Source organism: Sphingobium phenoxybenzoativorans (genome assembly GCF_001757355.1).
Classification (GTDB): Bacteria; Pseudomonadota; Alphaproteobacteria; order Sphingomonadales; family Sphingomonadaceae; genus Sphingobium; species Sphingobium phenoxybenzoativorans.
In genome coordinates, this window is the sequence record NZ_MINO01000115.1 from 1 (window position 1) to 7,686 (window position 7,686).

At 66.3% G+C, this 7,686-nt stretch carries 9 protein-coding genes; all 9 read right to left on the bottom strand.

From position 1 onward, the window contains the following. Positions 1-91 precede the first annotated feature (91 nt). From BHQ40_RS23255 to BHQ40_RS23295, 9 genes are read right to left on the bottom strand one after another with little or no spacing between them, the layout of a single operon-like run. Positions 92-1,108, bottom strand: a complete 1,017-nt coding sequence (locus BHQ40_RS23255) for a TraU family protein (protein WP_021246296.1) — start codon at positions 1,106-1,108, stop codon at positions 92-94. After that, the gene (locus BHQ40_RS23260; protein WP_021246297.1) at positions 1,105-1,770 is read right to left on the bottom strand and encodes a conjugal transfer protein TraW; all 666 of its coding nucleotides are present in this window, start codon (positions 1,768-1,770) and stop codon (positions 1,105-1,107) included. The genes BHQ40_RS23255 and BHQ40_RS23260 overlap by 4 nt, the downstream gene beginning before the upstream one ends. Then, on the bottom strand, positions 1,760-1,996 hold the full coding sequence (locus BHQ40_RS23265; RefSeq protein WP_021246298.1) for a hypothetical protein: 237 nt from the start codon (positions 1,994-1,996) through the stop codon (positions 1,760-1,762). Before BHQ40_RS23265 ends, BHQ40_RS23260 begins: the two co-directional genes overlap by 11 nt. Further along, a complete protein-coding gene (locus BHQ40_RS23270; RefSeq protein WP_037484338.1) occupies positions 1,993-2,502 on the bottom strand; it encodes a hypothetical protein in 510 nt (169 codons plus the stop codon). The genes BHQ40_RS23265 and BHQ40_RS23270 overlap by 4 nt, the downstream gene beginning before the upstream one ends. Beyond that, a complete protein-coding gene (locus tag BHQ40_RS23275) occupies positions 2,499-2,912 on the bottom strand; it encodes a hypothetical protein (protein WP_021246300.1) in 414 nt (137 codons plus the stop codon). Before BHQ40_RS23275 ends, BHQ40_RS23270 begins: the two co-directional genes overlap by 4 nt. Beyond that, entirely contained in the window at positions 2,909-3,235 is a 327-nt protein-coding gene (locus tag BHQ40_RS23280) for a hypothetical protein (protein ID WP_013846825.1), read from the bottom strand. Before BHQ40_RS23280 ends, BHQ40_RS23275 begins: the two co-directional genes overlap by 4 nt. Further along, positions 3,232-5,748 carry a TraC family protein gene (locus BHQ40_RS23285; RefSeq protein ID WP_021246302.1) on the bottom strand — a complete coding sequence of 839 codons (2,517 nt, stop codon included), beginning with the start codon at positions 5,746-5,748 and terminating at the stop codon, positions 3,232-3,234. Before BHQ40_RS23285 ends, BHQ40_RS23280 begins: the two co-directional genes overlap by 4 nt. Then, positions 5,745-6,332 carry a TraV family lipoprotein gene (locus tag BHQ40_RS23290; RefSeq protein ID WP_031291881.1) on the bottom strand — a complete coding sequence of 196 codons (588 nt, stop codon included), beginning with the start codon at positions 6,330-6,332 and terminating at the stop codon, positions 5,745-5,747. The genes BHQ40_RS23285 and BHQ40_RS23290 overlap by 4 nt, the downstream gene beginning before the upstream one ends. A gap of 35 nt (positions 6,333-6,367) precedes the next feature. Continuing rightward, positions 6,368-7,681: a TraB/VirB10 family protein gene (locus tag BHQ40_RS23295; protein WP_021246304.1), complete on the bottom strand. Its 1,314-nt coding sequence runs from the start codon at positions 7,679-7,681 to the stop codon at positions 6,368-6,370. Positions 7,682-7,686: the final 5 nt, after the last annotated feature.

Genomic DNA, 7,686 nt, shown 5'->3' on the forward strand with positions numbered 1-7,686 from the left:
CCTTCCGCGCGCCCGCTCACGGTGGGGAGCGTTCCGTGACGAGCGGGGCAGCTACCCGCGCGAGACGCACGGTTTGGGGGAAGCGATCTGCTCATGGCGTGGAAATCCCCGCGCAGCAGATCGCCTTCTCGAACAACATGAATTGGGCATTGTCCTTGCCCGGCGCGTGCTTGCCCGATGTCCAGAGCGCGCCGGGACGGCCGATGTTGACGCACTTGCCGCCCTTGACCGGCTCCATGATCTGCATCTTGTAGCGGCTCTTGGTCCAGATCGGCTGCGGCTTGAACGAGCAGCCGTCCGCCGAGTGGATCGTGAGAGCGCCCAGCCTGCCCATCATGAACGTCGAGCGCGCGGCGAGACCCGCCCAGGCCTCGACGCTGTCCCCGAAATGGATGTCGCCGGCGACCGGATAGGTCGCGCCCCAGGAGCCCATGCACCAGAACAGGGGATCGATGACCTTGCCAGCAGCTGCGGCGGCGCTGTCGGCCATACAGGCGAGGCCGGCCGCCGGATTGCCGAACAGGATGCCTTCGGGCTGGATGATAGCGCCCAATGTGCCCGACTGCCAGGTCGGCAGCACCTCGGTGATCATCGCGACGTCGAAGCCATCATCCTCGATGCACGGCAGGTCCGTGAACATGTCGAGCATCTTCCAGACCGGCGAGATGTAATAATGCGCCTGCGCGAACATCTTGCGGGTGTTGGTGCCGTCCGAGATCGACGACTGGCTGCCCTGCAATTTCCCACCGGTCGGCATGAGATCGACACCGAGCGCCATCATGCAGCCCGGCTCGGTCACGACATCAACCATGCGATTGGGTGACCAGAACGAAACCTTGACCCCTAACCAGAAGGTCGCACCCTTGCGGCAGGCGCAGAGCGGTTTGGAGGCCGACTGGGCGTCCAGTTCCTTGTCGAGCTTATCGTAGGAGCCCACCCGCACGCCCCCGATCGTGATCGGGAAGATGCAGTTCCAGCGCACCTTGGTGATCGGATTGAACACGGTGCCCGCCTCGCATTTGGAGGCATGCGCAGGCGTGGCGGGCGCGACGAGCGCCAGAGCGAGGGCCGCCGCGCCGGTGCGCAGCATCGAGATGAGCCGACTCATGGGATGGCCTTTCGTACGGGAGCGCGATCGACGCGCACCTCTGTCAGCTCCAGCTTCTGGCCGACCTGCCGGACGATCACGGGCGCGACGGTGAGGCCCAACCGCTCCTTCACGCGCTCCTCGAGAATGAAGAGGGCACGGCCGTGCTTCTCGCCAAGCGAGAGCGCATCGTCCTTTGCGTCCCCACCGCCGGTGAGGATGATCCAGTCGGTGAGCGCGGCGGTCTTCAGCGCCCAGCCCAGATCGCGGGGATGCACGACCACCAGCTTCTGCGGCAGCGACACATAGGTCAGCGGGTTGAAGGTGAAGCCCGCAGGATAGAGCAGCTTGCCGTCCGGCAGCCGGATTTCCTGATCGAGCGTGTAGAACGGCACAACGCTGCGAACCTGGTTCTGGCGCGCGACACCGAGCGTCGCGCCTTTCAATGCGCTCCAGCCCGAACGCGGCCCGAACTTTTCGGCCATATTGGGCGGCTGCTTTGCGGCACGCGCCTCGATCTCGGCCATCGCGTCGGGCTCGGCGATCGGCCATGTACGACCAATGGTCGATGTCTCGGCGTGGGCCACCCCCGCGACGATCAGCGCGCCGGCCAGACACCCGGCGATGAGCGCGGACTGGATGGCGAGGACATGCCAGCCTTGGGGGACACGTCTATCGACCACGGCGGCGCTCCCTCCAGGGAACGGCAGGCGTACGACTCTCGCCGCAGACCGCGCAGATGAACGCGGTGACGCCCAGGAACAGCGTGAGCCAGATCAGCGCCTGGCTGCCGCCGAGGTCGGGGGCCGACCAGAGCACCAGCGAAGACTGGAGGATCAACAGCAGATGGGTGCCGACCAGCAGGCGAATGGATGACGGACAAGGCGCGCCGGAGAAGATGCCGTTCATCGGCCCCACCTTTCGGCATGTCGGGCGAGGGCATTTGCCATCCTCGACGCGCGGTGCAGGAACCAAAGTCCTCCCCGCACAAGCGCGATCGGCGTCAGGACAAGAATGGCCGCCCGCATGAACAGGGGCATTTCCGGGACGAGCAGGAACAGGCCGACGATGATCGAGGCCGCCGCCGCTTCGAGGCCCACGATCTGCCGAAAGCGCAGAGCCGCGATCCTCTCGTCCCGACCGGACGTATATTCCATGGCAAGCGCGGAACGGGTCATGATCAGGAGCACGGCTTCATTCGAGCGATGCAGGCGTTCGACGTAGGCTTCCTGCGTCTCGCCCGGCAGGCGCGGGGCCATCCCTGGACGGATCAAAAGATTCTCCGGCCGTTTTCCGGGACGAGGAGGGATTTCGTCGATCCCGCCGTCGATCTGTCGGGCAAGCCAACGGATCATGTCGCCGATCAGCGGCCGGATCGACGACGGGTCGGGCGAGCCGGAGAAGCTGCCGTTCATGCCCATCTCCGTGCCCTCCGCGTGACCAGCCAATTCGGGATGCTGTCGATGATGCGGGCGATGCCGATCGCCAGCGCGGCGCCGGCAATTCCGGCACAGGCGATCAGCCCGGCCATGAGCGGCACTGGCAGCACGCTGTCCGCGGCCCCGCACAAGCCAAGAGCGGCATAGGCCAGGGCGGTGATGACCGGCCCGGTGAAGGTTAGCAGGAGAGCGTGCCGCCGCCAGCGCTGGCGCTCGCTTTCTAGGATGGTCCATTGCGCATCGCGAACGGACGCGAGGAACCGGACCCGGTCGCCCAGTTCCCACTGGCAGCGGACCAGGTAGTCGTGAAGGGATTCGTCCGGCCTGCGCACGACGAGGGTCAGGCGCTCATTGCCGCCACTGGGCGGGAGTATGTCCAGCATCATCTTTTCCTCCTGAGTTTTGCGAGCAAGCGGCCCGCGGCCCCGGTCAGGCCGATGAGGATGAGCCCGGTCAGGAAACAGCCGCCGCCAACGATCGCCGCGCCGCGAAGAACGATGCCAGCGGGCTGTTCGAGCACCAGCCCGGCCGCGAGCACGAGCGATGCGATCATCACGGATTCGATGACCACCAGGCGGAAGCGCCAGCGCAATGCGTCGGCTTCCGCCCGTGCGGCGACGCGCGCCTCGATGATCCGCTCGATATCCTCATCCGGGCTCTCCACGAGCCGGAGCGGCAACTGGTCGGGGGAGGGGGAGCGCCGCGTCATGACAGCGCGCTCCGCTTCAGCGGCGCTGCGTCATCGAAGGACGTGCCGATTATCCCGGCGGGATCGACGCCGGCGAGATCGCACACCGCTTCGAGCGGCGAGCGTCCGGCGCGGACCAGCGCCTCGAACGCGGCCACGTCTTCGGGCGCGGAGGTGTTGATCCAGTAGCTGAACGGATCGACGACGAGCCGGGCGATGCCGAGGCCAAGCGGGCTGTCGATGAAGACTTCCGAATAGTTCGGTTTGTTGTTGCGGACCGATTTCAGGAGGTCGAGGACGAAACCCGAATAGTCGAGGATCTTGTTTTCGACCGCCTTGTCATAGGTCGATCCCTGCAGGAGGAAGCGCGTCGCGGCATTTTCCAGGATCACCTGTCCCGTGCCGCCGAACAGCAGCAGATCGTTCATGCTCTGGAGAATGATGCCGAAGCTGCCGCGATATTTTCGGGCGCGGCGATAGCCCTGGCTGATCGCCTCGGCGAGGCGCGACAGGTCCTGGCCCTCTTCGCGGGTCATGAACTGCGCGGCTTCATCGCACAGCACGAAGCGGGGGCGATCACGGGCGGACAGGTAGAGTTCCTGCGTTACCGCGTTGATCACCACCATGACGACCACGTTGAACAGGTCAGGCATGGCCTTCAGGCGCTCGAGTTCGAGCACCACGAATTCATCGTTCGAGATGTCGAACGTGCTGGGACCGTTGAAATAATGGCCGTAGGCTCCGTCCGACCCGAAATCACGCAGGTTGAAGGCCAATTCGCGCGCCGTGGGCACGAGGTGGTCGACCCGGTCGAGATCGGAGACGGTGTTGGCCGGATAGGAGCCGAGCCATTCGCGCACCGCATCGATCCCGGCTTCCGCGCGGCCGCTCTCGATCGCCCATTGCACGGCGGACTTGAGCAGGTTCCATTCGGACGTGGTGACGCCCTTGCGCGTCCCGGCGTTGGCCATCTCCGCGACGATCGACACCGCCATCGAGATCGCGGACTCTCGATCGTCGCCGTCGAGAGCGAGCCCCAGGTCGAACGGATTGAGGACGAGATGCTCTTCGCCCAGATCGATGTAACGGCCCGAGCAGAGCGTGCAGAGCTTCTTGTAGCTGCCGCCGATGTCGATGATGCGGATGAGCGCGTTCTGCGCGAAATACTGCTGGCACAGGTTATTGAGCAGGAAGCTCTTGCCCGCGCCCGATTCCGCCGAGACGATGAAGTTGTAGTTGTTGATACGCGGATCGAAGAGGTCGAGCGTGATGAGCTGCCCCTTGCGGCCCGTGTAGAGCAGCGCCGGCCGCCCGCCGCCCCGGAAATCGGTTTGGATCGGCGACATCAGCACGCCCGCGCGCACCGGCACGCGGAAATCGCGCTGCAGCATACCGATCGTGCGTCGCTCGGGGTACAGGCCGAAGGGCAGGCTCGCGGCCAGCAGGATCGGGTTGAGGTAGGATTCCTCCTGGACCATCCACGGCAGCGGTTCGCTCTCCCACAGCCGCTTGGCGCGCGCCGCCATCTCGCGGGCCTGATGGCGGTCGCGGCCGAACACCCACATGGTGGGGATTACCGAGACGAACCGGGTGTTTCCGGCCTCGTCCAGGATCCACCCGATCTCTTCGATCTGCTTGCCGACCTCGACCGCGAAGGACCCCGCCGCCTTCTGCGCCGAGAGAATCTGCGCGCGCTTGTGGATCTCGAAGGCCGAGTGATCGAAGAGGACATTGAGCGTATAGAGGAACGGCCCGCCGATCTGGTCGCTGTCCTCGGACGACCCGCGCATGCCGCCGGTGAGACGATTGGCACGTTCGGCGGTGATCCGCCGCGGCGGCGACTTGGGCGTCAGACAGCGCGCCACCTGGTTGCCCAGATATACTTCCGGCCCGTCGAAGCGGAGCGCCGGCCCGGCATCGATGATCTGGCGGCGCAGCGGCACGTCGGCGGTCTGGGTGAAGACGCCGGGCGCGGGCGCATGAACGCCGTTGAAAATGCGCCGGTAGAGCGAGATGATCTCGCTCGGCGCCATCGGGCGGATGCCGAGCTTGGCGAGCTGCTCCTCGATCTGGCGGCGCAGGTCGCTGTCCATCGGCGCGCGCGTCTTGACCGACAGGAATGCGCGGAAATCGCGGATCGGGATGCCATGCAGGGCCTTCAAGCCCATGGTGCCGGCGCGCAGATAGTCGAAGGTGCGCCGGGCCGAGGCCTGGATGAGCGGATCGGGCCGTGTCTTGAGGTCGAGAAAGGCGTCGAGCGCATCGTCGATCAGCGGGTCGGCGAAACTCTGGAGCTGGAGGATCGTGCCTTCGGGAAAATTGACGTTGAGCAGCCCCAGCAGCGCCTCATGGACATGGGCGAACATGTAGGGGGAGGGGATCAGCTCCCAGCTATAGCCCCAGCCATCGTCGATGGTGAGGAAGGCCTGTTCTTCCTCGACCCAGGCGGCGAGCGGAAGAAAATCGGAATAGCTGTCGCGCTCGACGCTGCGGCGCAGCCGCGCCAGCGTCATGCCCGATTGATAGCTGGTCATGGCCGGGCCCCCGCATCATTCTGGCCATCGTCGGGGCGGTCCCTGACCTGTTCGAGCACGTTCGCGCGGGACGCGGGCGAAACCGGGGCGACAAGATAGTCGCCGACCACCCATTGCGGGCGCTCGACCAGCGAATAGACATAGCGCGGCATGTAGAGCCGGTCGGGCCGCTGGCGGTCGGCATAGGGCAGGATCAGCGTCCGGACCGAACGCGGGGGCTTGAGCATCGGCGTGACCGGCTGCTCGATCAGCCCCTGGAGCTCGCGATAGACGCTATCGCGATAACCGGCGAAGGCGCCCGACGTTGTTCCAGTGGAACCGCGCGCGGCCTTGCCGTCCCTGAGCAACTTCCTGTCCCTGGTGACCGCCGGATCGGACTTCGACGCGACGCCCGCAACGGCATCGGCATAGGCCTTCTCAGGGTGGATGCACTGGCCGTGATCGTCGTTCTTGCAACTGAACTTCTCGCTATAGGGCGACATGATCGAGCCCATCGTCGCGCAGCCGCTCAGCATGAAGGCGGCGCAGACCGGAAGAAGCGGGGAGAGGGCGCGCGATCGGCGCGCGGGCGATAGAGGCCGCATGGGCGATACTCCCTGTTGGATGAGGAGCCGGCGCATCAGAACTTGCTTCCGGCGGTCGGCTTGATATCGAGGGTGACGCCCTCCTGGATCACGACCACGACGTCCTTCGCCGCGCCGACCTCAACGATCGGCCCCGCCTGGCGCGCGAGATCGAGATAGAAATCGGTGAGCTTCTCGGACGATCGCGACAGGCCGCCGGCGATGCCGGCCTTGGCGGCGTCGCCCGCATCGAGCGTGCGCACCGAACCCAGCGCCGAGGTCGAGACGTCGCCGACCGTATTCTGGACCGTATCGGCGACCCCGGTGATGGTCCCGGCGATGAACGCGCGGGCAAGGGCCGCGCCGGCGCGGGTGACGACCTTGCCGGAGAGGCCCTTCTTGCCGTCGGCGTCGACGAAGAAGCCCTTGATGGGCTGGTCGACCACCGAGCGTTCGTCGAAATCGACGCAAGAGAGGCTGACCAACTGGACTTCGACCCGTTCCTTCGCGAGGCTGCCGGTGGCGTTGCCGATGACGAAGCAGCCGGCGAGGTTGGCTTTGACGTCATTGGGCAGGACGGCGGGGGCTTGCACCCGCGCGATCAACGGTTCGGGATTGTTGGTCGCATCCCGGCTCGCCAGCGCATCGATCCCGGTCAGCAGCCGCGCCTTCATGAAACCAGGTGGCAAATAGATGGTCCGCGTCTTTTTTTTAGCGGCCTGTGCCCCATCGGCGGCCGCGACCGGACTGGTCGCGGCGCCGATCGCGCCCACGGTCTTCTCGACCGGCGGGGCCGGAGGCGCTGGCGGCGCGGCGGGCGGCGCGGGCGGCTTCGCGACGGAAGGATCGATGTCACCGGTCGCGGGCGGTTCGGGAAAGTCGGGAACCGAGCCGGGGATCGCCGGAGGAAGATCGCCGTCCAGCGCATGGGGCGGCGTGCCGGAACCGGGCGCGACCTTGCCTTCCTCGATGGCGGAGACGCGATCGCCGAGCAATTGCTGTCCATCAAGAATCTTCTGCAGGTCGCCGCGCAGCTTGACCTCTAGGCTGTCGCCGCGAAGCCCCGCGCCCATGTCGAGCTTCGAACTGGGCGATGGCGCGGCCTGCTCGGTCTTGTCGCCGCTGGCCGTGTAGAGGCCGAGCCCCAGCACGCCGATCGCACCGGCAACGCCAAGCTGCCTCAAACGCAGCTGCTGGCGTGCGGTCAGCGTTTGCCACCGCGTCTTGAGATCGAGCAGCGCGGGGCCGCGCGTATTCTCGCCAGGACGAGGGCGGTCCGCCTCATAGCCGTCGAGGTCGAGTTCCTCCGCGCGATCGGCAGGACCGCGCCCGCGGGGCCCGCGACCGCCGCGAGAGTCCCCGCCGCTCATTGCCC

Bases quoted from the DNA above. Each gene is read 5' to 3' on its own strand.
- BHQ40_RS23255 (WP_021246296.1), bottom strand. From the start codon at position 1,108: ATGAGTCGGCTCATCTCGATGCTGCGCACCGGCGCGGCGGCCCTCGCT.
- BHQ40_RS23265 (WP_021246298.1), bottom strand. From the start codon at position 1,996: ATGAACGGCATCTTCTCCGGCGCGCCTTGTCCGTCATCCATTCGCCTG.
- BHQ40_RS23270 (WP_037484338.1), bottom strand. From the start codon at position 2,502: ATGAACGGCAGCTTCTCCGGCTCGCCCGACCCGTCGTCGATCCGGCCG.
- BHQ40_RS23275 (WP_021246300.1), bottom strand. From the start codon at position 2,912: ATGATGCTGGACATACTCCCGCCCAGTGGCGGCAATGAGCGCCTGACC.
- BHQ40_RS23280 (WP_013846825.1), bottom strand. From the start codon at position 3,235: ATGACGCGGCGCTCCCCCTCCCCCGACCAGTTGCCGCTCCGGCTCGTG.
- BHQ40_RS23285 (WP_021246302.1), bottom strand. From the start codon at position 5,748: ATGACCAGCTATCAATCGGGCATGACGCTGGCGCGGCTGCGCCGCAGC.
- BHQ40_RS23290 (WP_031291881.1), bottom strand. From the start codon at position 6,332: ATGCGGCCTCTATCGCCCGCGCGCCGATCGCGCGCCCTCTCCCCGCTT.
- BHQ40_RS23295 (WP_021246304.1), bottom strand. From the start codon at position 7,681: ATGAGCGGCGGGGACTCTCGCGGCGGTCGCGGGCCCCGCGGGCGCGGT.